Origin of the sequence: Methylobacterium pseudosasicola (assembly GCF_900114535.1) — a bacterium.
Taxonomy (GTDB): domain Bacteria; phylum Pseudomonadota; class Alphaproteobacteria; order Rhizobiales; family Beijerinckiaceae; genus Methylobacterium; species Methylobacterium pseudosasicola.
The window spans coordinates 324,003-344,399 of sequence record NZ_FOTK01000002.1 but is presented as its reverse complement, the minus strand read 5'-3'; the positions used below and the strand labels follow the sequence as shown (position 1 = coordinate 344,399).

Annotated in this window: 19 protein-coding genes; 6 read left to right on the top strand and 13 right to left on the bottom strand. The window is 70.0% G+C overall.

Going from position 1 to position 20,397, the window contains the following annotated elements:
• Nucleotides 1-40 precede the first annotated feature (40 nt).
• Nucleotides 41-943, bottom strand: coding sequence for a DMT family transporter (locus BM228_RS03790; protein WP_092037315.1), 903 nt, complete (start codon nt 941-943; stop codon nt 41-43).
• 153 nt (nt 944-1,096) lie between these two features.
• On the opposite strand from BM228_RS03790, the gene BM228_RS03785 reads away from it, so the two are divergent.
• Nucleotides 1,097-1,957, top strand: coding sequence for a helix-turn-helix transcriptional regulator (locus BM228_RS03785; protein WP_092037311.1), 861 nt, complete (start codon nt 1,097-1,099; stop codon nt 1,955-1,957).
• A gap of 60 nt (nt 1,958-2,017) precedes the next feature.
• Here the strand turns inward: BM228_RS03785 and BM228_RS03780 are convergent, their stop codons facing one another.
• Complete coding sequence (locus tag BM228_RS03780) at nt 2,018-3,406, bottom strand: ATP-binding protein (RefSeq protein ID WP_092037309.1); 1,389 nt, start codon at nt 3,404-3,406, stop codon at nt 2,018-2,020.
• 115 nt (nt 3,407-3,521) lie between these two features.
• Nucleotides 3,522-4,424: a LysR family transcriptional regulator gene (locus tag BM228_RS03775; protein ID WP_092037307.1), complete on the bottom strand. Its 903-nt coding sequence runs from the start codon at nt 4,422-4,424 to the stop codon at nt 3,522-3,524.
• Between the two features lie 96 nt (nt 4,425-4,520).
• Here BM228_RS03775 and BM228_RS03770 point away from each other — a divergent pair, with 96 nt between their 5' ends.
• On the top strand, nt 4,521-5,696 hold the full coding sequence (locus BM228_RS03770; protein ID WP_092037306.1) for an MFS transporter: 1,176 nt from the start codon (nt 4,521-4,523) through the stop codon (nt 5,694-5,696).
• A 153-nt stretch (nt 5,697-5,849) separates the two neighbouring features.
• Here the strand turns inward: BM228_RS03770 and BM228_RS03765 are convergent, their stop codons facing one another.
• Complete coding sequence (locus BM228_RS03765) at nt 5,850-6,101, bottom strand: CCDC90 family protein (RefSeq protein WP_092037304.1); 252 nt, start codon at nt 6,099-6,101, stop codon at nt 5,850-5,852.
• A 322-nt stretch (nt 6,102-6,423) separates the two neighbouring features.
• On the opposite strand from BM228_RS03765, the gene BM228_RS03760 reads away from it, so the two are divergent.
• Nucleotides 6,424-7,875, top strand: coding sequence for a L,D-transpeptidase family protein (locus BM228_RS03760; RefSeq protein ID WP_092037303.1), 1,452 nt, complete (start codon nt 6,424-6,426; stop codon nt 7,873-7,875).
• A 3-nt stretch (nt 7,876-7,878) separates the two neighbouring features.
• Here BM228_RS03760 and BM228_RS03755 read toward each other — a convergent pair whose 3' ends face one another.
• Complete coding sequence (locus BM228_RS03755) at nt 7,879-8,052, bottom strand: YqaE/Pmp3 family membrane protein (protein WP_092037385.1); 174 nt, start codon at nt 8,050-8,052, stop codon at nt 7,879-7,881.
• Nucleotides 8,053-8,362: 310 nt separating this feature from the next.
• Here BM228_RS03755 and BM228_RS03750 point away from each other — a divergent pair, with 310 nt between their 5' ends.
• The 3 genes from BM228_RS03750 to BM228_RS03740 all read left to right on the top strand — a co-directional run bounded on the left by BM228_RS03750 (nt 8,363) and on the right by BM228_RS03740 (nt 9,652).
• The gene (locus BM228_RS03750; RefSeq protein ID WP_092037301.1) at nt 8,363-8,662 is read left to right on the top strand and encodes a GIY-YIG nuclease family protein; all 300 of its coding nucleotides are present in this window, start codon (nt 8,363-8,365) and stop codon (nt 8,660-8,662) included.
• A 413-nt stretch (nt 8,663-9,075) separates the two neighbouring features.
• Nucleotides 9,076-9,363: a type II toxin-antitoxin system RelE/ParE family toxin gene (locus BM228_RS03745; RefSeq protein WP_092037300.1), complete on the top strand. Its 288-nt coding sequence runs from the start codon at nt 9,076-9,078 to the stop codon at nt 9,361-9,363.
• Nucleotides 9,364-9,367: 4 nt separating this feature from the next.
• The gene (locus tag BM228_RS03740; RefSeq protein ID WP_092037298.1) at nt 9,368-9,652 is read left to right on the top strand and encodes a HigA family addiction module antitoxin; all 285 of its coding nucleotides are present in this window, start codon (nt 9,368-9,370) and stop codon (nt 9,650-9,652) included.
• 280 nt (nt 9,653-9,932) lie between these two features.
• On the opposite strand, the gene BM228_RS03735 is transcribed toward BM228_RS03740, so the two are convergent.
• From BM228_RS03735 to BM228_RS03695, 8 genes are all read right to left on the bottom strand, one after another.
• Nucleotides 9,933-11,477, bottom strand: coding sequence for a cytochrome c (locus tag BM228_RS03735; RefSeq protein ID WP_092037296.1), 1,545 nt, complete (start codon nt 11,475-11,477; stop codon nt 9,933-9,935).
• Nucleotides 11,478-11,598: 121 nt separating this feature from the next.
• Nucleotides 11,599-11,949, bottom strand: coding sequence for a hypothetical protein (locus BM228_RS03730; protein ID WP_092037294.1), 351 nt, complete (start codon nt 11,947-11,949; stop codon nt 11,599-11,601).
• A complete protein-coding gene (locus BM228_RS03725) occupies nt 11,949-12,449 on the bottom strand; it encodes a TspO/MBR family protein (protein ID WP_092037292.1) in 501 nt (166 codons plus the stop codon). The genes BM228_RS03730 and BM228_RS03725 overlap by 1 nt, the downstream gene beginning before the upstream one ends.
• Complete coding sequence (locus BM228_RS03720; protein ID WP_092037290.1) at nt 12,446-13,660, bottom strand: geranylgeranyl diphosphate reductase; 1,215 nt, start codon at nt 13,658-13,660, stop codon at nt 12,446-12,448. The genes BM228_RS03725 and BM228_RS03720 overlap by 4 nt, the downstream gene beginning before the upstream one ends.
• Nucleotides 13,661-13,664: 4 nt before the next feature.
• The gene (locus tag BM228_RS03715; protein ID WP_244537002.1) at nt 13,665-14,897 is read right to left on the bottom strand and encodes a BCD family MFS transporter; all 1,233 of its coding nucleotides are present in this window, start codon (nt 14,895-14,897) and stop codon (nt 13,665-13,667) included.
• Nucleotides 14,898-15,364: 467 nt separating this feature from the next.
• On the bottom strand, nt 15,365-16,249 hold the full coding sequence (chlG, locus tag BM228_RS03705; protein ID WP_092037288.1) for a chlorophyll synthase ChlG: 885 nt from the start codon (nt 16,247-16,249) through the stop codon (nt 15,365-15,367).
• A 1,517-nt stretch (nt 16,250-17,766) separates the two neighbouring features.
• On the bottom strand, nt 17,767-19,212 hold the full coding sequence (gene ppsR, locus BM228_RS03700; protein ID WP_092037286.1) for a transcriptional regulator PpsR: 1,446 nt from the start codon (nt 19,210-19,212) through the stop codon (nt 17,767-17,769).
• Between the two features lie 30 nt (nt 19,213-19,242).
• Nucleotides 19,243-20,151, bottom strand: a complete 909-nt coding sequence (locus BM228_RS03695; RefSeq protein ID WP_092037284.1) for a cobalamin B12-binding domain-containing protein — start codon at nt 20,149-20,151, stop codon at nt 19,243-19,245.
• Between the last annotated feature and the right edge of the window lie 246 nt (nt 20,152-20,397).

Here is a 20,397-nt window from a genome sequence, read left to right as displayed (position 1 = left end):
CAACCCAGGGGCACGCTACGTTCGGAATTCGTGCGCTGACCTAGATGGCTTCGCTCTGCTCGCGAGGACGGGGCCGGGCTGGAATCTCCAAAAACATCAGGCCATTGCCACACAGGGCCACCGCCAGGCCGAGCAGGCCGGTCCAGTGCCAGCGATAGCCCTCGAACAGCGTCGAGAGCGCCAGGGCGACCACCGGGAACAGCACGGTCGCGTAGGCCGCCTGGGCGGGCCCGATCCGGGCGACGAGCGACAGATAGGCGGTGAAGCCGACCACCGTGCCGATCACCGCCAGGTAGAGCAGCGCCAGGAGGTAGGCCGTGTCGGGCGGCGCCACCAGCGGCGTGCCGGTGCCGGCGACGAGGCCGAGCAGGACCAGGGCGCCGTAGCCCATGCTCCAGGCATTGGCCTGGAGAGGCGGCACGCCCGCCGCGCTGTTGCGGCGGGAGGCCATGTTGCCCAGCGAGAACAGCAGCGTCCCGAGGGTGGCGAGCCCCAGCCCCTTCAGCGTGCCGGCATCGAGCCCGGCCGACAGCTCGCGGGCGAACAGCAGGACGAGGCCGGTGAAGCCCAGCAGGGCGGCCAGCGCGACCCGCCCGGTGATCGGCGTGCCGAACAGGATGCGCCCGTTGACGGCGTTGAACAGGGTGGCGAGCGAGAACACCACCGAGACCAGCCCGGACGGGATGAAGCCGGTCGCCGCGTAGAAGCACAGGAAGTTGCAGCAGAACAGGCACAGGGCCTGCGCGACGAGGAACGGCTGATGCCGCAGGGCCGGGACCGTGAGACGTCCGGTAAGCGCCAGGCCGCCGAGCAGGATCGCGGCCGCGAGGGCGAACCGGTAGAGCACCGAGACCAGCACCGGCACGGGCCCGAGTTCGACCGTGATGGCGATCCAGGTCGTGCCCCAGATCAGCACGGTGGCGGCGAAGAGCAGGGCGTTCATCGGGCGGGCAATCCGGCTGGGACTGCTCGGAGCCTAGCCGCGGGGCGGGGGCCGTTCTTGCAGGATCTTGCGGCGCAGTGCGGGCCGCGGCTCGACCGCGCAGCGCGCCCCGGATATCCGATCCGGGACGACGCCCCTTAAAGGTTCTCTTCGATGTCCGCCGGCCCGACCTCCGTCTTCGGGTTCCTGTCCGCCTCGCCGAACGCCCAGACCGCCGGCGCGCTGGACCTCGGCTTCGGGCGCTCGGCGGCCCTGTGGAGCAACAGCCACGACGAGGTCGCGTATGACAGCCCGGAGGGCCACACCTTCAGCCTGTATCTCGAAGGCGGCAGCGGCACCCGCAGGGTCGATGGTAGGACCGTCTCCGGCTGGCCGGGGGCGCTGTGCGTGATGCCCCACCGCCACCGGTCGGACTGGGTGATCACGGCGCCCTTCGCGTTCGTCCACCTCTACCTGCCGGCCGACGAGCTGGCCCGGGCCTATGCGGAGACGTTCGAGCGCGACGCTCGGCTACTCGACGTGCCCGAGGTCACATTCGCGGAGGCCCCCCGTCTTGCGGCAGCGCTCCGGCACGTCGCGCGCGCGGTCGCGGATTGCGACGCCTTGGCGGCCGAATCTGTGATGACCGAGACGGTGGCGCTGTTCCTCGCCGACCCGCGCTGGGGCGGGATCCGCCGCCGGGCGCTGACCGGCGGGCTCGCGCCGCATCTGACCCGCCGCATCGCCGCGTATGTCGAGGCGCATCTCCACGACACGATCCGGCTGGCCGACCTCGCGGCCCTGGCGGATCTGAGCCCGTTCCACTTCCAGCGCGCCTTCCGGGCGAGCCGGGGGGTGTCACCCCAGGTCTACGTCGCCCATCGCCGAACCGAGCGGGCCAAGGCGCTCCTGCGCGGTCGCGACCCGATCGCCGCGATCGCGCTCGCCTGCGGCTTCAGCAGCCAGAGCCACCTGACCCGGGCCTTCCGGGCCGCCACCGGCACGACGCCGGCGGCCTACCGGGCGGGGGCTTGAGGCGGAGCGCCGAGTCCCTTGCAGGACGTCGCCCTCGGGATCTCGCTGCGAAGATGCGGATCAAAGATCCGAGCCGCATGCGTCGAAGGGCGGTGCCTGCTTTCCCGCCCGAGCCTCCGAATGGTTCGCGAGACCGACGATGCGGCGGCCGATCCGGTTCCGGCTCTCTGTAGCCTCGCCGAGGACGACGGCGACATCCTCCCGGCCGACGCGGTTGCCTCGGCCGGCGCTCACGGCGACTTGCGCGACGCGGCGGACCATCTCCTTGACGAAGGCCGCACTCGCCCCCTCCGAGCGCGCCACGAAATCCGCGACCGCGCCGTCCTCGAAGTCGAGCGCGCGGCCGTAGAGCGCAACCAGACGCGCCCGGCACGACGCATCGGGATTGGCGACCTCGATCGCCTCGTCGATGCGCCCCGGCCGGGAGGCCAGAGCCTCCTCGATCTCCTCTGGCCGGTTGGTGGTGAGGATGAACAGCACGTCCGCGTCGTCCTGCAATCCATCCATCTCGTTCAGAAGGCGGTTGAGCAATACCTCAGTATTGGGGCTGTTCATGCCCTCGCGTGATCGGCCGACGAGGTCCACGTCCTCCAGCACGACGATACTAGGCTGAAGGGTCCGGGCGAGCAGCATGTATCGGCTCAGCATCTTCACCTGCTCGGCGGTGACCAGCACCGTGGTGCGGTCGGGCAGGTTCGACGCGATGTAGCGGATCACGTGCGTCTTCCCGGTTCCGGGCGGTCCGTACAGGAGCACGCCCTTGCGGGTCGATTGGCCGAGCCGCTTCAGCGCCTCGCGGTGGTGGTCGAACGCGAAGACGTGGCGGTCGATCTTGGCCATGGTGGCCGTGTCCAGAATGACGGCCTCCCGATCCACGAAGGGCAATCTGTGGACCTGCATGACGGCGCGCATGCCGGAATAATCGGAGCCACTCTCAAACGACAGGATCTTGCCGCGGTAGCGGGTCGAGGTTGCGCCGGCTTCTTGCACGGCGGCGAGGAAGGCGCGCACGAAGCCCAACGAAACCGGATCGGCCAGGGTGGCAACCTCGATCTGGGCGAACCGGCCCTCGCCGTACACCGCGTAGTGCGACAGCAGCACCGCGACCGGCCGCCCCTCGACCTTGAACAGCCACAACCCGTTGTTCAGGGCGGCGAACGGCTCCTCCTCGCCGACATCGATGTCCTGATACTGGAGCGGTGTGATCGCGATGGCGCCTTGCTGGTCGCGGACGAGCAGCCCGGAGATCGTCAGCGCCAACTGTTCATAGAGTTGATGCACGCCCATCAGGTCCGGCTCGAACGGCGCGATCCGGGCTATCACCGCGGCTTGAAGATCCGGCAACAGGTGGTCGCCGAATTGCCGGCGGGAACTGGTGATCCCATTGATCTGCGCCGCGCCGAAATGCGCGACGAAGGCCTCCCAGGCCTGGGTAAAACTGTGTGACACGGGATACAGCTCCCTCTCGCGGCGACGAGCGCTCCCTATCCTTGTCGGATGAGCGGCCGGATTTGACACCGCACGCCAGCGTGATTCTAAGACCCATCTCGTCTCGGACGAGGGCCTAGCCCCCGCGCATCCGCTCCGCCAAAAAGTCCACCAGCACCCGCACCCGGGCCGGCATGGCCGGTCCGCCCACGAACACCGCGTGGATCGCCTCGCGGTCTTGGGGGTTGAACGGCTCCAAGAGCGGCACCAACCGGCCGGCGGCGAGATCGTCGGCGATGTGGAAATTGCCGACCCGGGTGATGCCGGCGCCGCCGAGCGCCAGCTGCACCAGGGTCTCGCCATTGTTGGCCGCGAGGGTGCCGCGTACCGGCAGGATGAAGTCGCGCCCGTCTTCGCGGAACGGCCAGCCGGGCTCGCTCCGGCGGAAGGTGAAGTCCAGGCAGTTGTGGTCGGCGAGGTCGGCGGGCCGGCGCGGGGTCCCGGCCCGGGCGAGATAGGCGGGGGCGGCCACCACGGTCCGGCCGGTCTCGCCCAGCCGCCGGGCGGTGAGCGGGCTATCGGCCAGGGGCCCGAACCGGATGCCGATATCGGCCCGGCCGCCGAGCACGTCGGCGATCTCGTCGCTGAGGTCGATCTCGACCACGATGCCGGGATGGCGGGCCACGAACGCCCCGAGCAGCGGCACGATCACCAGCCGGCCATGGGCGGTGGCGGCGCTGACCCGGACCCGCCCGCGCGGGCAGCCCCGGTCGGCGAGCGCGGTCTCGGTCTCGTCGAGATCAGCCAGGATGCGCCGCGCCGCCCGCCCGTAGGTCTCGCCCTCGGCGGTGAGGCGCAGGGTCCGGGTCGTCCGGACGAGGAGCTGTACGCCGAGCCGCGCCTCGATCCGGGCGACGACCCGGCTCACCGCCGACGGTGTCAGCTCGAGCCGGCGCGCCGCCGCGGACAGGCTGCCGGCCTCCGCCACCGCCACGAACACGGCCATGTCCCCGGCACGGTCGGCCTTATCGCGCAGCATTCGTGACTTCCCCGCACAGATCTTGGTCCCGTCAACGGACTACTCCCCGTGCGCCGAATCCGCCACGTGCGGTTCCGGAACAACCGGAGAGCCCTCATGGCGATCAATCCTCCCCTGCTGGCCCTGGCGATCGGCGCCTTCGGCATCGGCGTCACGGAATTCAGCCCGATGGGCATGCTGCCCCTCGTCGCCGGGGATCTCGGCGTCTCGATTCCCGCGGCCGGGCTGGTGGTCAGCGCCTACGCGCTCGGCGTCCAGGTCGGTGCGCCGCTGATGACGCTGGCCGCGGCGCGGGTGCCCCGGCGCCGGCTGCTGGTCGGGCTAATGGCGATCTTCACCCTCGGCAACCTGCTCGCGGCCGTCGCCGACAGCTACGCCATGCTGGTCGTCGCCCGGCTGGTCACGGCGCTGAACCACGGCGCGTTCTTCGGCATCGGCTCGGTGGTGGCCGCCGGGATCGTGCCGCCGGAGCGCCGGGCCGCCGCGGTGGCGTCGATGTTCTCGGGGCTGACGGTGGCGACGATCGGCGGCGTGCCGCTCGCCGCCTGGGTCGGGGAGGTGCTCGGCTGGCGGGCGGCGTTCTGGGGCATCGCGGCGATCGGCGTGGTCGCCATGCTGGCCCTGCGCCTCGCGCTGCCGGAGCTGAAGGTCGAGGCCCGGGACGATATGCGGGCCGAGTTGCGCGTGCTCGGGCGCGGCCCGGTGCTCGCCGCCCTGGCGCTCACGGTGGTCGGCGCCAGCGCGATGTTCACGGTGTTCACCTACATCGTGCCGATCCTGCGGACCGAGACCGGCGCGACGACGCCGTTCGTCACCGCGATGCTGATGCTGTTCGGGGTCGGCCTGACAATCGGCAACTGGCTCGGCGGAAAGCTGGCCGACCGCTCGGTGGACGGCACGATCATCGGGTCGCTGGTGGGGCTGGTCGCGGTGCTCGCCCTGTTCGCCTGGGGCATGCGCCTGGAGGGTGGCACGGCGCTGCTGATCCTGCTCTGGGGCGTGGCGAGCTTCGCCCTGGTGCCGCCCCTGCAGATGCGGGTGATGGAGAAGGCCGGCGGAGCGCCCAACCTCGCCTCGGCAATGAATATCGGCGCGTTCAACCTCGGCAACGCCATCGGTGCGGCCGCGGGCGGCGGCGTGATCGATGCCGGGCTCGGCTACAAGGCCGTACCGCTCGCGGGCGCCGCCATGGCGGCGGCGGGGCTCGCCTTCCTGCTGTGGCTCCGCCGGGACGGACGCGTGCGCGCCGCGACCGCGGCGAGCTGCGGATAATCTCTTCGGATCAAGGGTCTGGAGCCATCCCTGAAAGTCCCGGATTCAAAAGGTCCGGGACCTTGTGCGGGTCCGGGGCAGAGCCCTGGTTTCTCGGGGGTCCCACCCTCGAACCCCGCCAAAGGGCTAAACCCCTTTGGAAACCCGGTTCCGTCAGTGCGTGGTGCGCGACAGGGCCACGATTGCGCCGACGATGACGATCGTCTGGAAGCCGATCGAGCCGATCACCCACGTCATGATGTCGAACTTGGCCTCGGCGAGATCGGTCTTCGTGACGAGGGTCGCGAGATCGGCATCGCGGCTCTCGCGGATCGCGCTGGTGATCGCCTCGGCCTGATCCTCGGACAGACCGGAGGCCTTGAGCCGGCGGACCAGGGCATAGGTGTCGAGCGAGAGCGCCGTCATGGCCGGCGCCAACCGGTTCCGACCGCCATGAGGCCTCGATCGATTCGGATATCGATGCCCATCGCTCGCTGAGTCCGTAGCCCTCGCGCGTCATCGAACGCTGGCGGTTTTGCCGAACCGGCGCAAGCCGCTAGGCCTTGGACATCGTCCCGGGGATAACGCGGCCGACCCCGTCAATCCACCGCTCAGAGCCGTGCAGTGTTGCACCCGGGTCCTTGCGGTAACAAAGGTGCAAGCTTAACGAGCCTATTGGGTTGGGGAGTGGCGCCTGATGTCGGCTTTGAAAAGGCCGCCGGGCGCAGGCTAGACGACGAGGTTCCCCATGACGGCGCGTCTCGCGACTGCGCGACTGCTGGCGGCCGCTTCCCTGCTGGCCCTTGCGCTGGCCGGCTGCCAGGACGGCTCCGGGATCAGCGGCCCGACCGCGCGCAGCATCGCGCCCATCGCCCCCCAGACGCTGGCCCTGATGCAGACCAAGGGCATGCAGCAATCCGACCCGATCCTGATCCGCGCCTACAAGAAGGAAGCGGAGATGGAGGTCTGGAAGCGCGGCAATGACGGCCGCTACGCCCTGCTGAAGACCTACCCGATCTGCCGCTGGTCTGGCCAGCTCGGCCCGAAGGTCCGCGAGGGCGACCGGCAGGCGCCGGAGGGGTTTTACACGATCACCCCGGGGCTGATGAACCCGAATTCCTCGTACTACCTGTCGTTCGACACCGGCTTCCCGAATGCCGTCGACCGGGCCAACGGGCGCACCGGCCGCTACCTGATGGTGCACGGCACCTGCTCGTCGGCCGGCTGCTTCGCCATGACCGACGCCACCATCGCGGAGATCTACGCGGTGGCGCGCGAGGCGTTCATCGGCGGGCAGCGCAGCTTCCAGTTCCAGTCCTACCCGTTCCGGATGACGGCCCAGAACATGGCCAAGTTCCGCAACGACCCGAACATGCCGTTCTGGCAGAACCTCAAGGAGGGCTCGGATTATTTCGAGGCCCTGCGCGAGGAGCCGAAGGTCGGCCAGTGCGGCACCAAATACGTATTCGGCGGCTCGGACGCGGCGGCCGGCTCGTGCAAGCCGAAGGTCGACCCGCTGGTGGCCGAAAAGCGCGAGCATGACGAGCGCGAGGTCGCCGAGCTCGTCGCCAAGGGCACGCCGGCGGTGCGGGTGGTCTACCAGGATGGCGGCCAGAACCCGGTGTTCCGCCCGCCGGCCAACACCAGCGCCTTCGCGAGCCTCGGCGGCACCGAGACGGTGCTGCCCTACGACGCGAAGGAGTTCGGCCGGCACAATCTCGGCGATGTCAGCCGGCCCGAGACCCTGGCGGCCGGGCCGCAGGAGATCGAGATCGACTCGAAGGTGCAGCCGACCATGATGGCCGCCGCCGCGCCGGCATCCACCAAGGCGACCGCGAAGGCCGGCCGGGGACAGCAGAAGCCCGCCGCCACGACGCTCATGGCTAACCGGGCCGAGCCCGAACTCCGGGTCGAGACCACCGCGTCGGTTCCCGAGAAACCGGCCCGGATCGCCGTGGCCGACGCCGACGGCGATCCGAGCAGCTATCAGAAGCTGCTGGGCTCGCTGTTCGACCAGGAGAAGCCGCCGGCCCCCGCCACCCCGGCGGTGGACGCCACCGTGGTGCCCGAGCCGGTCAAGCTCGCGCACGCGGCCGAGAAGGTCGCCCCGAAGGCGGCGGCCAAGCCGCACCCGGTGAAGACCGCCGAGTCGAAGCCGGCTCTGCGCAAGGGCGAGCCCGAGGCGAAGGCCAAGCCGTAGGATTCAGACCAGCGGCCGGTCGCGGTTCATCAGCCACAGGGCGTGGACCGTACCGGGCAGCCAGAAGATCAGCCAGAGCACGATGTTCAGCAGGAACTGCAGGCCGAACCCTGTGGTGACGAGCACCGCCACCGGTGGGATGAAGATCGCGAGCAGAATACGGACGAGGGTCGACACGGGCACTCCGGGGCTCAGAGCCTGAGGGATCCCGGCTCAAACGAAGCGCGGCCTTGTCCGTTCCCGCGGGGAGGGGGCGGCTCGTGCCGCCCTCTCCGTCATTCCGGGGCCGCGCAGCGGAGCCCGGAATCCAGATCCGCCGCGGCGTCCGAAAGAGTTTGGAGTGCGGCTGCTCGATCCTGCGATTGTGGAGGTTCTGGAGTCCGGGCTCGCCTGCGGCGCCCCGGAATGACGGGGTGGATGTCATTCAGGCTTGCGAGAAAATGGGCGATCTCGTCTGATCGATCCGTCTTCGAAGCTCGGCCGCGCCATGGCCTTCCGCGTCTACTTGCTCGCCAGTGGTCTGCACGGCACGCTGTATATCGGCGTGACCAACAACCTCGCCCGCCGGGTCTACGCGCACCGGAGCCGACACAGCCCCGGCTTCACGGCACCCTACGGCGTGACGCGGCTCGTCTGGTACGAGGCCTACGACCGCATCATCGAGGCGATCGAGCGGGAGAAGGCGCTGAAAAAATGGAGCCGGGATTGGAAAATCCGGCTGATCGAGGAGATGGATCCGGATTGGTCGGACCTGTACGGCACACTCGCCGGATGGACCGGGTCGTAGTGCCACCTTTCGTCCAACCCACCCCGTCATTCCGGGGCCGCGCAGCGGAGCCCGGAATCCAGAGCCGCTGCGGTTGCAGGCCTCTCAGCCGCAGCGTTCCGACCGATGCACATCACTCGGCGGCTCTAAATCCCGGGATCGCCTGCGGCGCCCCGGGATGACGGCGTGGAGGCTGGAGCGTCCGCGACAACCTGGATTCGTTGAGGACTTCTCGCGGTAACTTTTCTCCTGCCTCGCGCCGCCTTCTCGGCCGTCGCCCTGGCGAGAGATTGGCGTATGCGGCCAGGGATATCCTGCCGCAGGATTTTCGGCTGCGCGTGCCTTACGCGGGTCGTGCGAGCGAAACGGAGGCCGGTGCCGTTGCCCCTCTCTGCCATCTCTGATATGTGTTACGTACAACGTAATACACGGCGATGATCCAGAGTTTCGCGGACAAGGATACGGAGGCGCTCCACCTCCACGATACCTGTCACCGGCGGTGGCGCGCCTTCAAGGCCGTCGCTGTGCGCAAGCTCGACATGATCGACGCCGCCGCCGCGTTGGGCGACCTGCGTTCCCCGCCCGGCAATCAGCTCGAGAAGCTGAGCGGGGACCGCGACGGACAGTGGAGCATCCGCATCAACGACCAGTGGCGCATCTGCTTCACGTGGGGCGACGCCGGACCCGAGACCGTCGAGATCGTGGATTACCACAAGGGATAACACCATGCCCCGCCTGCGCACGCACCCCGGTGAGGTTCTACGCGAGGAGTTCATGGCGCCGCTCGGGCTGAGCGCCAATCGCCTCGCCGCCGAGATCGATGTCCCGCCCAACAGGCTCAGCGAGATCGTCCGCGAACGCCGCGGCGTGACCGCGGATACCGCGCTGCGCTTGAGCACCCGGTTCGGGACGACGCCCCAGTTCTGGCTCAACCTTCAGACCGCGCACGACCTCTCGCGGGCAGAGGCCGAGACGGACCTTTCGAAAGTGCGGCGCTACGAACCGGCCTGAGCGCCTCTTTCACGCCTGGCGCGATGGGACGTACGGGAAGCACCGGCTGGAGGTGGCCGAGGCGGCGTCGTTCGCCCTCCGACATGTTGGGGAAGTCATCCGCGATGCGGGGCGCCACCCACCCCGTCATCCCGGGGCGCCGCAGGCGAACCCGGGATCCATAGCCGCGACTGTTGCGGACTTGAGCGGTCGCGTTCCGACCCGTCCGTAAGACGCGGTGGTTATGGATTCCGGGCTCCGCTACGCGGCCCCGGAATGACGGAGTTAAACCCAGAACCCCTTAGTTCTTCACCGGCGGCGTGGTCGCGCTGGGGACGTTCGCGGCCTGCTTCTCCGGGTTCTTCACCTGGCTGTAGGCGACGTTGGCGAAGGAGCCGATCACTGCGGGCCAGCTCGGGTTGGCGTATTGCGGGTCGTCGCGGCCGACCTTGCAGAAGGCGGTGGTCAGCGCGTTGACCACGTCGTCGTCGGAGGCGCCGGTGTCGGCCGCCTTGATCTGCGGCACCACCCGGTTCAGCGTCGGCACGAAATCCTGCTGCTTCAGGCCGGTCAGCGTCGCCGCGACCCCGACTTTGTCGAAGGCGGCCTTGAGCTTGTCCTGCTCGATCTCGGCGCAGGGGGCGGTGCCTGCCAGCATGGTCTTGGTGGCAGCGCGAGCCTCGGAGGCCTTGTCGCCGGTCACCGGGGGCGCCTTGTTGCCCCAGGAATTGCGGATGTAGTCGGTGACGTTCTTCACCTCGACATCGGTCATCTGCTGGCCGATCGCCACCATCGGGGCGAGACCGCTCTGTGCGCCCAGGCCGCCATAGATCACCCGCAGGATGGTCTCGGGGCCTTCGGACATCACCGAGGTGTTGCCGGCGAGCGCCGGCACTGCGCCCTCGATGCCCTTGCCGTCGGGCTGGTGGCAGGAGGAGCAGTAGGTCAGGTAGGTGGAGGCGCCGGGCGCATCCGGCTTGTCGAAGGCCGCGAGGTCCTTGGCCTTGTAGGTCTGCTTGGCCGGGACCGTGCGCAGGTAGGCGACCATCGCCTTCAGGTCCTCCTCCTTCACCTTGGAGAGGGATTCCATGATGGTCTGGCGCATCGGGCCGGCGGCGACACCGGGGCGGTCGCCGGGCGCGGTGCCGGTCTTGAGGTAGGTCACCACCTGCTCGTCGGTCCAGGCGCCGATGCCCTGGTGGCCGTCCGGCGTGATGTTGGGGGCGTACCAGCCGTCGATGACGCCGCCGCCGAAGCGGCCGGCGAAGCTCGAATTGCCGACGAGCTTGTTCTCGTTGTGGCACATGGCGCAGTGGCCGAGCCCCTCGACCAAATAGCCGCCGCGGTTCACCTCGGCGCTCGCATTCGGATCGGGCTTGAAGCGCTCCTCGGTGAAGAACGCCGTCCGCCACGTCACCAGCGCGGTGCGGACGTTGAACGGGAACGGGATCTGGCTCTCTTTGCGCTTCTCGTTCACCGGCGGGAGCGATTGCAGATAGGCCCAAATCGCCTGCGTGTCCTCGTCGGTGACCTTGGTGTACCAGCCGAACGGGAAGGCCGGGTAGAGATACCCGACATGCTTGCTATAGCCCTGCCGGAAGGACTTCTCGAAGTCGGCGTAAGAGTAATCGCCGAGACCGGTTTCCTTGTCGGGGGTGAGGTTGGGGGTCATGATCACCCCGAACGGCATGTTGAGCGCGTAATTGCCGGCCAAGAACTTTCCGCCCGGGGCGGTGTGGCAGGCGGCGCAATCGCCCATGGTCACGAGGTATTTGCCGCGCTCCACCGGGTCGGTGCTGTCCTGCGCGTGGGCCGGGACCGCTAGGAGGAGGAGGCCCGCCAGCATCGAGGCGGACGATGCGCTCAAGTGTTGAGCCGGCATCATCTTTTTCCGAAATCCGGAAACTACCTTTCGGGATGATGCTCTAAGCTGCATGACCACATCTCCCGGGTCCGATTTATAATCGTTACAAGCTCATACCGCGCGTGAACGCGTCCGTTTGCGGCGTTGTTCCGGCCGGCGGCAGGCTGCGGCGTTGCGTCCAACTGGTGCGCAGGCGCAACGTCAGGTCCACCAGATGGGCGGCGAGGCCGGCGAGCATCCAGCCTGCGACGACCGCCCAGCCGGACCCGACCAGGGCGGCGCGCAGCGCCAGCATCAGGGCCGCGCCCGAGGCGAGATTGGCCAGGAGCGGCGCCCGGGCCATACCCCATCGCCCGGCCAGCCAGGCGAGCAGAAGCGCCTCGGCCGCGACCAGGGCCAGGATCGCGTCGACGATCCGGCCAGACGCGAACCCCGTGGCGAACAGGGCCTCCATCAGGCGAGCCCCCGGAACGGCGCGTTGAGGCGCACGATCCGCAGGTTCAGGCAGGCGGCGACGCTGACCCAGGCGAGATACGGCAGGTTCATCAGCCCGGCCGCCGTCGAGACCCGGACGGTGACCAGCACCAGCACGGCGATCGACAGCCACAGGGCGGCAACCTCGGCGAGCGCCCAGTCCGGCCGGCGGAACCGGAAGAACAGCACGCTCCAGGCGATGTTGAGCCCGCCATTGACCGCGTAGGCGGCGAGTAGCCGGGTCCGGGCGGCGGGATCGGGATCGCCGTTCCAGGCGATCACCCCGGCGGTGGCGGTGAGCAGGAAGATCACGGTCCAGACCGGCCCGAACGCCCAGTCCGGCGGCTTCCAGGCCGGGACGCGCAGGCGCCGGTACCAGGCATCCGTCCGGGTCGCGATGCCGCCGGCCACGGCCACCAGGATCGCCGCCACGGCCGCCACGGCGGGCGGCCCCCAGCCCTCGGCGCCCAAAAGAGTCACGGGGAGACCCAGCGGAACAGGTGGGCGAGGTCCTTGAAGAAGATCCGCGCGTGGGCGGCGGGTTTCGCGCGGACCAGCTCCTTGTTCATGTAGCTGTCCCAGGTGAGCTGCTGGACGTCCTTGTCCCGGCAGATCGAGACGAACCGCTCGCGCAGGCCGTCGCTGCGGTACCAGACCCACTGCATCATCCCGAGGATCCAGAACACGCGGCCGTGCAGCTTCATGAAGCGGCGGCGGGCCAGCGCGAGCACCCGGACATCGCCGGTGGCCAGGAAGCTCTTGGCGGCCTCGGCCGAGAGCTGGCCGCCCAGCATCGCGTAGTAGATGCCCTCGCCGGAGGCCGGGGCGACGACGCCGGCGGCGTCACCCGTGAGCAGCACGTCGCGGCCGTTGTCCCAGCGCTTGAGCGGCTTCAGCGGCAGGGGCGCGCCCTCCCGGCGGATCGTCTCGGCGCCGTCGAGGCCGGTGGCGACCCGCAGCGCCCGGATCGAGGAGCGCAGGGAGAAGCCTTTTCTCGCGCTGCCGGTGCCGATGCTGGCGGTGTCGCCGTGTGGGAAGATCCAGCTGTAGAAATCCGGCGAGTGCCGGCCCTGATAATAGACGTCGCAGCGGGTCGCTTCGACGGCGTCGCCGCCCGGCGCATCGGGGGCCGGCACCCGGACGATCTCGTGATAGGCGAAGACCTGTTTCATCCTGTCGTGGCCCGGCACCTCGGCCCGGCCCACGGGCGAGCAGGCCCCGTCGGCGCCGATCACCAGCCGCGCCCGGACCGCGTGGCGCGCCTGCGCCTCGCCCTTGCCGGTGGTGAAATGCACCAGCGGCAGCCCGTAATCCGGCCGGCTGATCTTGTCGTAGGCCGCCTCGCGCAGGTCAGCGCCGGCCTGCTGAGCCCGGGCGCGCAGCCACGGGTCGAAATGCTGGCGGTCGACCATGCCGACGAAGCCCTCGCCCACCGGCATGTCCACGGCCTTGCCGCTCGGCGCCACCATCCGGGCGGAGCGGATCTTGGCGACCAGCAGAGAATCGGGAATCGCGAAGTCGCGGATCAGCCGGGGCGGGATCGCGCCGCCGCAGGGCTTGATCCGCCCGGGCTTGTCGAGGAGCAGCACCGCGTGCCCGGCCCGGGCCAACTCGGTGGCCGCGGTGGCCCCCGCGGGACCGCCGCCGACCACGACGACATCGTAGGGAGCGCCATCAACCAACCGAGCCATCGCGTCACCTCGCGCCGAGGATGGGATTGAGCGAGCCAGCACCCCGTGCGCGAGCCCGGACGGGCTCGAGCCGCAGGGCCAGCACCGCCGCGACGAGGAACAGCCCCCCCTCGGCGGCGAAGACGGCGGCGTAGGCCTGGACCGGCTCGGCCGTGATCAGCCGGACCGCATCCACGGCGGCGGCGCCGAGAAAACCGCCGGCCCCGAAGGCGATGCCCTGGGCCGCGCCCCAGACGCCCATGCGGGTGCCGCGCTCCCGTGCGTCGCCGCGTCCGGCGAGCGCCATCATCGAGCCGATGGCGGCGACGGCGTATGCGCCGTTAGCGACGCCCAAGGCGAACACCACCGGCCGCAGGGGCAGGAGGTCGCCGGCCAGCGCGAACAGGGCGGCGGCCGAGCCGGCGCAGCCCAGCGCGATCCAGAGCCGGAGGGAGGCGAGGGGGGTGCCCCGCGCCGCGAGCGTCACGCCGGCCACCAGCAGCATCCCGGCGAGCACGCCGCCGTGCTGGAGCCCGGCGAGTTTGGTGGTGGCCCCCGGGCTCATGGCGAAGACCAGCCCGGCATAGGGCTCCAGGATCAACTCCTGAGCGCTGTAGGCCAGCATCGAGACGAACACGAAGATCGTGAAGGTCCGGGCCACGGGATCGGCGAGCACATGGGCCAGCACCGTGAAGAACGGTTTTTTGGCCGCTTCGGGCTCGGGCGCCCGGGCGGGCAGGCGCCGCTCGACGCCGGCCAGGGCCAGCACGGCGACCGTGAAGGCGATGGCCGAGACCGTGCCGGAGACCGCGACGAGGCGCAGGCCCGAGAACGGATCCAAAAAGTGCCCGGCGAGCGGCGCTGTCAGGGCGAAGCCCAGGATCATCATCACCCAGACGATGGTGGCGGCCGCCCCGCGCCGGGCCGGGGCGACGCCCCCCGAGAGCAGCACCAGCAGCGAGGTCCCGGCCGCCCCGGCGCCAATCCCGACGCACAGGAACGACAGGGCGGCCAGCGCGAGGCCGAGCGCGAGGTCGGTGGCGGCGAGCGCCGTGCCGCAGGCCGCCCCGAAGCCGCCCACGCAGAGGGCGGCCATGCCGCCGACGATCCAGGGCGTGCGCGTCCCGCTCCGGTCCGAGCCGTAGCCCCAGCGCGGGCGCAGCACCTGCGCGGCATAATGCAGGGCGACCAGGAACCCCGGTACCAGGGCGGGGAGCGTCAGCTCCACCACCATCACCCGGTTGAGGGTGGCGGTCATCAGGACGACGACGCTGCCCAAAGCGGTCTGGACCAAGCCGAGGCGTACGATCTGGGGCCAGCCGAGGCCAGCGGCATCCGCGCCGCTTCTCCCTCCCCCCTCTGCGGGGGAGGGTACCCTGCGAAGCAGGGGGGGAGAGGGGAGCAACGGTGCAGAAAGAAGCTTCGGCCCGCACATCTGCTCAGCCTCTTTCGGAAGCCGGGCTCCCCTCTCCCGACCCTCGCTGACGCGAGGCCCACCCTCCCCCGCAGAGGGGGGAGGGAGAGGCACGTAGGTCGGCCCGGTGCCCTCATCGAGCGCCGAAACCGCGACGTGCCCCCTCTCCCGTGCGGGAGAGGGTTGGGGTGAGGGATGCGACCTCTCCGGAAAAACCTGGTCCCTCACCCTGTCCCTCTCCCGCACGGGAGAGGGGACCCGCGACTCATCCGGACTCCGGGCGGAAGCCCCGATCGCATCCGAAGGCGTCATCACGCTCCCCCCACAAGGGGCCGCAGCGCGAAGGCGGCGACCAGCATGCCGAGCACGTAGAGGGTCGTGCCGGTGCCGTTGTACCAGGCTGCCCGTTCGCGCGGGCTCTTGAGGAACCGGACCATCAGGGCGAGCTGGCCGGCGAGCAGGGCCGCCACCAGGGCGGCGTGGCCCTGGCGCTCCCAGGCGAGCAGCAGCCCGATCACCACCACCTGCGGCACGGCCATGACCAGGCAGGCGAAGCGGGCGGCCCGGTCGGAGCCCATCTGCACCGGCAGGGACAGGAGCCCCATGCGCCGGTCGCCCTCCACGGATTTGAAGTCGTTCAGCGTCATGATCCCGTGGGCGCCGATGGAATAGAGCAGGGCGACGAGCAGCACCCGCCGGTCGGGCAGGGCGGCGGCCATCACGGCGGCGCCGGTGAACCAGGGCAGGCCCTCGTAGCAGAGCCCGACCGCGGCATTCCCCCACCAGCCATTCTTTTTGAGACGCAACGGCGGGGCGGAATAGATCCAGGCGAGCACCAGCCCGAACAGCGCCGCCCCGAGGATCCACGGCCCCAGCGCCGCGGCGACCAGCAGCGACAGCAGCGTCCAGCCGAGCGCCAGGTAGAGGCCCCAGCGGCCGGGGATGCGCCCGGAGGGAATCGGCCGGCCCGGCTCGTTGATCGCATCGACATGCCGGTCGAACCAATCGTTGGTGGCCTGGCTGGTGGCGCAGACCAGCGGACCGGCGAGCACGACGCCCGCGGCGATCACCGGCCATTGCCCGTGGGCCGGCTGCCCGGACGAGATCACCCCGCAGGCGAACGCCCACATCGGCGCGAACCAAGTGATCGGCTTGAGAAGCTCGACGACGGCGCTCGGGGCGGGCGTGGTGGCCATGCAGGCACGCTACCGGGGCCACTGGTCGTGTCAAGTTGGATTTACACTCGGCGAGATAATGTCGATCCGACTTGGCATACAAACGTGGCCGTCAGCTGACGAATACATAATCCAATACCTAGGCCGACCGGACACGATCGCGTCAGGCGCGCGGGCGATCCTGCGAAGAATTGGCTTTGCGTAAGCCAGCCTTCGAAGGCTGCGCGAAGGCTGCGGGCGCTGAACCTTCGAAGAATTGGCAAATCCGGTCGGCCGAGCGGGGTTGCGCGCGGCGGATCCGGGTTCCGGGCCGGGGTGGGTTTTCGGGGTTGGATGTTCGCCCAAGACCGCTTTCGGGCGTGCAGCGCGGAGGCCCGGGGAGGCGCCCCCCTTGCGACAGCGCGCTACCTTGGGTTGCTTCGCGACGCGCGATGAAGGGACCGACGCGGCAGGCATTCGGGTTGCCCCACCCACCCCCCTCATCCCGAGGTGCCGCGCAGCGGCCTCGAAGGAGGCCCCCACCGCGCTCCGGCGCCTCACATGGGCGAATCATCTCAGCGTGCGGCTGTGCTGCGCGAGATGCCGGCTCCGGGACAGGCATCACCAGGCCGGCGGGCATCGCGCCCCTGGCCTGCGCCTCGACCTCGCGCAGGACTTTTCCCATCTCAAGAGCGCAAGATGGGCATCGACGCCCAAGCCTCCACCGCGTCATCCCGGGGCCGCGCAGCGGAGCCCGGGATCCAGAACCAGTGGGGGGATCAAGCACTTGCGCCGTCGGCGGATCTGGATCCCGGGCTCGCCTGGGGCGCCCCGGGATGACGGCGCAGGTAGCAAATATAGGGTGTCAGTCCGCGGGATATGGATCTTCCAACCTGTGTAGCCCGTAGCCGTTTTTATGTTGTGGGCGCAGAAGGCGCGGGTCCCCTCTCCCATGCGGGAGAGGGACAGGGTGAGGGGGGCGACCTCTCCAGAGAGGCCGGGTCCCTTACCCCAGCCCTCTCCCGAACGGGCTAGCGGATTCACACATCGAGATTGTTCTGTCGCAAATCTCTGAAACACAACGCATTTCCCCTCCCCCTTGCGGGGAGGGGGCAGGGGTGGGGGTGGTGCAGGATCGAACGGCACGGTGCCTTCTGCACCACCCCCACCTCCAACTCCTCCCCGCAAGGAGGAGGAGAGCGCGTTGCGCCTTCCACCAGCCGATGTGTGAACATCGTAGTCCGCACGGGAGAGGGCGCACGTCGCAGCCTGCAACAGCGCGTGCGCCTCGAACCTGTGCAGATCGTAGCTACAAGGGGGAGGGGAAAAGCGCGGCAGCTCAAGCGCTTGCGGTCGATGCGGTGGATGAGTCCGCGAGCCCTCATCCCGAGATATTTCCGCAGAGCGGAAGTCTTGAAAGGGGTCTCAGCTGCGCTTCGGCGCTTCAGGACGATGGGTGAGTGGGAGATCGACCCCACCCCTCCCAACCGCATCACAGCATCATCGCCCCCACCCCCCCGGAACGAAGCCAACGCCGCGCCCCAAAACCCCCAAACAAATCAATCGTCTTCGCCGGGGGCGTCGAGGTCGCCGACGCCGTAGCGGCGCATCTTGGCGTAGAGGCCCTGGCGGCTGAGGCCGAGCATCTCGGCGGCGGAGGCGCGGTTGTCGCGGGTGATCCGCAGGGCGGCCTCGATGCAGAGTTTTTCGATCAGGTCGGTGGTCTCGCGGACCAGAGTCTTCATCGAGACCCGGCCGACCAGCTCGGCCATCTGCTCCACCGAGCGCGGCACGTCGCGGCTGCCGGCGAGCCGCCCCTCCGGGATCCGCCGGGGGGCGGAGCGGATCGCGAAGCCGAGGCACGGCCGGGATCCCGGCACCGAGACGGCGGCGACCTCGACATCCTCCATGCCGCCATAGGTGCCCCGGATCACGGTGGCGAAGCGGCGTACGGAGCCGTGGTCGACCAGGCTGGCGAACAGGGCGTGCGCCTCGGTGTCCTCGCGGCCGAGCCATTGGTCGAGGGTCCGGCCCCTGGCCTGGCTCTCGGTGGCGAGCTGGGCCAGCTCTAGGAAGGCGGCGTTGGCCATCAGCACCCGGCGGCTCGAATCGGTGACCACGAAGCCCTCGGGCATCGCCTCGATCACCGCCCGGGTCGGCGCCTCCTGGTCGGAGCCGGATTCGACGGCGGCTGGATCGGCCACGAGCCGCATCAGCGCGCTGGGGCCGCCCTCGCCGCGGAACAGCGAGACCGAGACCGTGACCTCGCCGCGCCCGTGCGGCAGGGTCGCGTGGACCTCATTGGCCTGGCCGGTCGCCCGCAGGGCGGCGAACTGCGCCTCCAGGGACCGGGCGCTGCCGGCCTCGAACAGGTCGACCACGTCCTGGCCGGCCAGGCGCTTGGCCGGACGGCCGAGCAGGCGGGCGGCGGCGGGGTTCGCCTCCGCGACCCGGCGGGTGCCGGCATCGACCACCAGCACCGGCTCGCCGGAGATCTGGAACAGCAGCCGGTAGCGGGTCTCGGCGGCGCGCAGGCGGTCGTAGTCGCGCTCCAGGGCCTGCTGGGCGTCGGTGAGCCGGCGCTGGAGCGCGGCCACCGCCCGCATGTCGCGGCCGAGGATGACGATCGGGCCGCCCTCGCCGGAGCGGATCGAGGCGTAGCGGATCGGCAGGTCGATCCCGCTGGGAGAGGGGTGGTTGATCTGGCGCCAGCGGGTGATGCCGTCGGGCCGGGCGTCGCGCAGCAGCGCGTCGACCTTGGGCCGGCTCTCGATGGTCACGGTGTCGATCCAGCGGCGGCCGAGCCAGCCGGGGATGTTCTCCGCCGCGAGATCGGCCGCGGCGGTGGCGTCCCGGATCACCCCCTCGGCATCGACCACCAGGGACAGGTCCGCCGACGCCGCGACGAGACGCCCGACCGCCTCGCCGTCGAGGTGGCCGGCCACCTGGAGCAGCGCCGCGGGCGGCGACTGCGGGGTGGGGTGAGGCTGGGGCGTCACGGTCACCGTAATGTGATGATTGATCGGTCGGCCCTTTCAGCAGGCTAGGGCCCGTCTGTCCAGCAACGCTTCGGCGGTAGCGGGTGCCAGGAAGCCGTCCGGCGCACACGCATCGGCGCCGACGATGCCCGCCTCGCCACCGTAGCGAGCGAAATACGGGCCGCCGACGATCACCCGGATCTCCGGGTTGTTGGACACGCGCCGCACCTCGGACACCGTGCCGGTCAGGGCGGGCAGGAAGATGTCGCAGGACAGCGACAGGCCGACCACGTCGAACCACTCGGCCCGCAGCAGGTTCAGGGGATCGACCTCGGGGCCGGGGACCGCCGTGGTCACGTCCCAGCCGGCCTCGCGGAAGAAGCTCGCGACGATCGACAGGCCGAAATGATGGGTCTCGCCCGGGCAGGGCAGCAGCAGCACGCTGCGCCCGTTGGCCGCCACGGTCTCGTCCTCGAGCTGCGCACAGAGGCGCCGGCTCATGGCCTGGAGCCGGCCGAGAGCCTCGGTCACGGCGAGGAAGTCGCAGACATCGTCCTCCCAGAGCGCGCCGAGATGGCGCGCCGCCGGGGCGAGGAGATCGAGGAGCAGGCGCGGCAGGGGCAGCCCGCCCTCGCGCAGGGCGGCGACCTGACCGTCGAGGTCGATCGGCCCGGGAGCCAGCAGGAGGGCGCTGAAGGCCGCGATCTCGTCCGGGCTCGGGGCCCGGTCGGCCTGGGCGCGGCGCCCGGCGGGCCGGTGGGCCAGCATCAGGCGGGGCAGGATCTCCGCCTCCACCAGGCGGGCCAGGGCGTCCGGCACCGCGCGGTCGTCGCTGGGGCGCGGAACCGCCTGGTGGCGCACCCGCGGCCCATCCCCGAAGGTCGAAAGGCCGTCGCCCAGCGCACTACAACCGCCGGCTAGCGGCCCAGGGTCCAGACGCTCACCGAAATGCCTCCAGTCTCCCATCGGCATCCCTCCCAGAAGCGGCCCCGGCCCGGATGGACCGGCGGTTCCGCAAGCGCGTCGAGTGCGGCGTTGCCCGCCTGTCTTCTCACGTCTTCGTCGTAACCGATCCTCAGATCCCACCAGCCAAGCCGCCTAAGCCCCAACCAGCGTTCGGAACGATACCCGAGCCGTCGATCTTGGCAATGACTTGGAAAAAAGAAAATATGTCAAACTCTCTGTCATCTCGTTCAAGCGTCAAGCGCACTT

What these genes read in the sequence shown, in the direction of transcription:
- BM228_RS03750 (WP_092037301.1), top strand. Translation starts at nt 8,363, where the DNA reads ATGGCCTTCCGCGTCTACTTGCTCGCCAGTGGTCTGCACGGCACGCTG.
- BM228_RS03785 (WP_092037311.1), top strand. Translation starts at nt 1,097, where the DNA reads ATGTCCGCCGGCCCGACCTCCGTCTTCGGGTTCCTGTCCGCCTCGCCG.
- BM228_RS03765 (WP_092037304.1), bottom strand. Translation starts at nt 6,101, where the DNA reads ATGACGGCGCTCTCGCTCGACACCTATGCCCTGGTCCGCCGGCTCAAG.
- BM228_RS03745 (WP_092037300.1), top strand. Translation starts at nt 9,076, where the DNA reads ATGATCCAGAGTTTCGCGGACAAGGATACGGAGGCGCTCCACCTCCAC.
- BM228_RS03695 (WP_092037284.1), bottom strand. Translation starts at nt 20,151, where the DNA reads ATGGGAGACTGGAGGCATTTCGGTGAGCGTCTGGACCCTGGGCCGCTA.
- BM228_RS03730 (WP_092037294.1), bottom strand. Translation starts at nt 11,949, where the DNA reads ATGGAGGCCCTGTTCGCCACGGGGTTCGCGTCTGGCCGGATCGTCGAC.
- BM228_RS03760 (WP_092037303.1), top strand. Translation starts at nt 6,424, where the DNA reads ATGACGGCGCGTCTCGCGACTGCGCGACTGCTGGCGGCCGCTTCCCTG.
- BM228_RS03735 (WP_092037296.1), bottom strand. Translation starts at nt 11,477, where the DNA reads ATGCTGGCGGGCCTCCTCCTCCTAGCGGTCCCGGCCCACGCGCAGGAC.
- BM228_RS03720 (WP_092037290.1), bottom strand. Translation starts at nt 13,660, where the DNA reads ATGGCTCGGTTGGTTGATGGCGCTCCCTACGATGTCGTCGTGGTCGGC.
- BM228_RS03770 (WP_092037306.1), top strand. Translation starts at nt 4,521, where the DNA reads ATGGCGATCAATCCTCCCCTGCTGGCCCTGGCGATCGGCGCCTTCGGC.
- BM228_RS03715 (WP_244537002.1), bottom strand. Translation starts at nt 14,897, where the DNA reads ATGACCGCCACCCTCAACCGGGTGATGGTGGTGGAGCTGACGCTCCCC.
- BM228_RS03740 (WP_092037298.1), top strand. Translation starts at nt 9,368, where the DNA reads ATGCCCCGCCTGCGCACGCACCCCGGTGAGGTTCTACGCGAGGAGTTC.
- BM228_RS03775 (WP_092037307.1), bottom strand. Translation starts at nt 4,424, where the DNA reads ATGCTGCGCGATAAGGCCGACCGTGCCGGGGACATGGCCGTGTTCGTG.
- chlG (WP_092037288.1), bottom strand. Translation starts at nt 16,249, where the DNA reads ATGGCCACCACGCCCGCCCCGAGCGCCGTCGTCGAGCTTCTCAAGCCG.
- BM228_RS03790 (WP_092037315.1), bottom strand. Translation starts at nt 943, where the DNA reads ATGAACGCCCTGCTCTTCGCCGCCACCGTGCTGATCTGGGGCACGACC.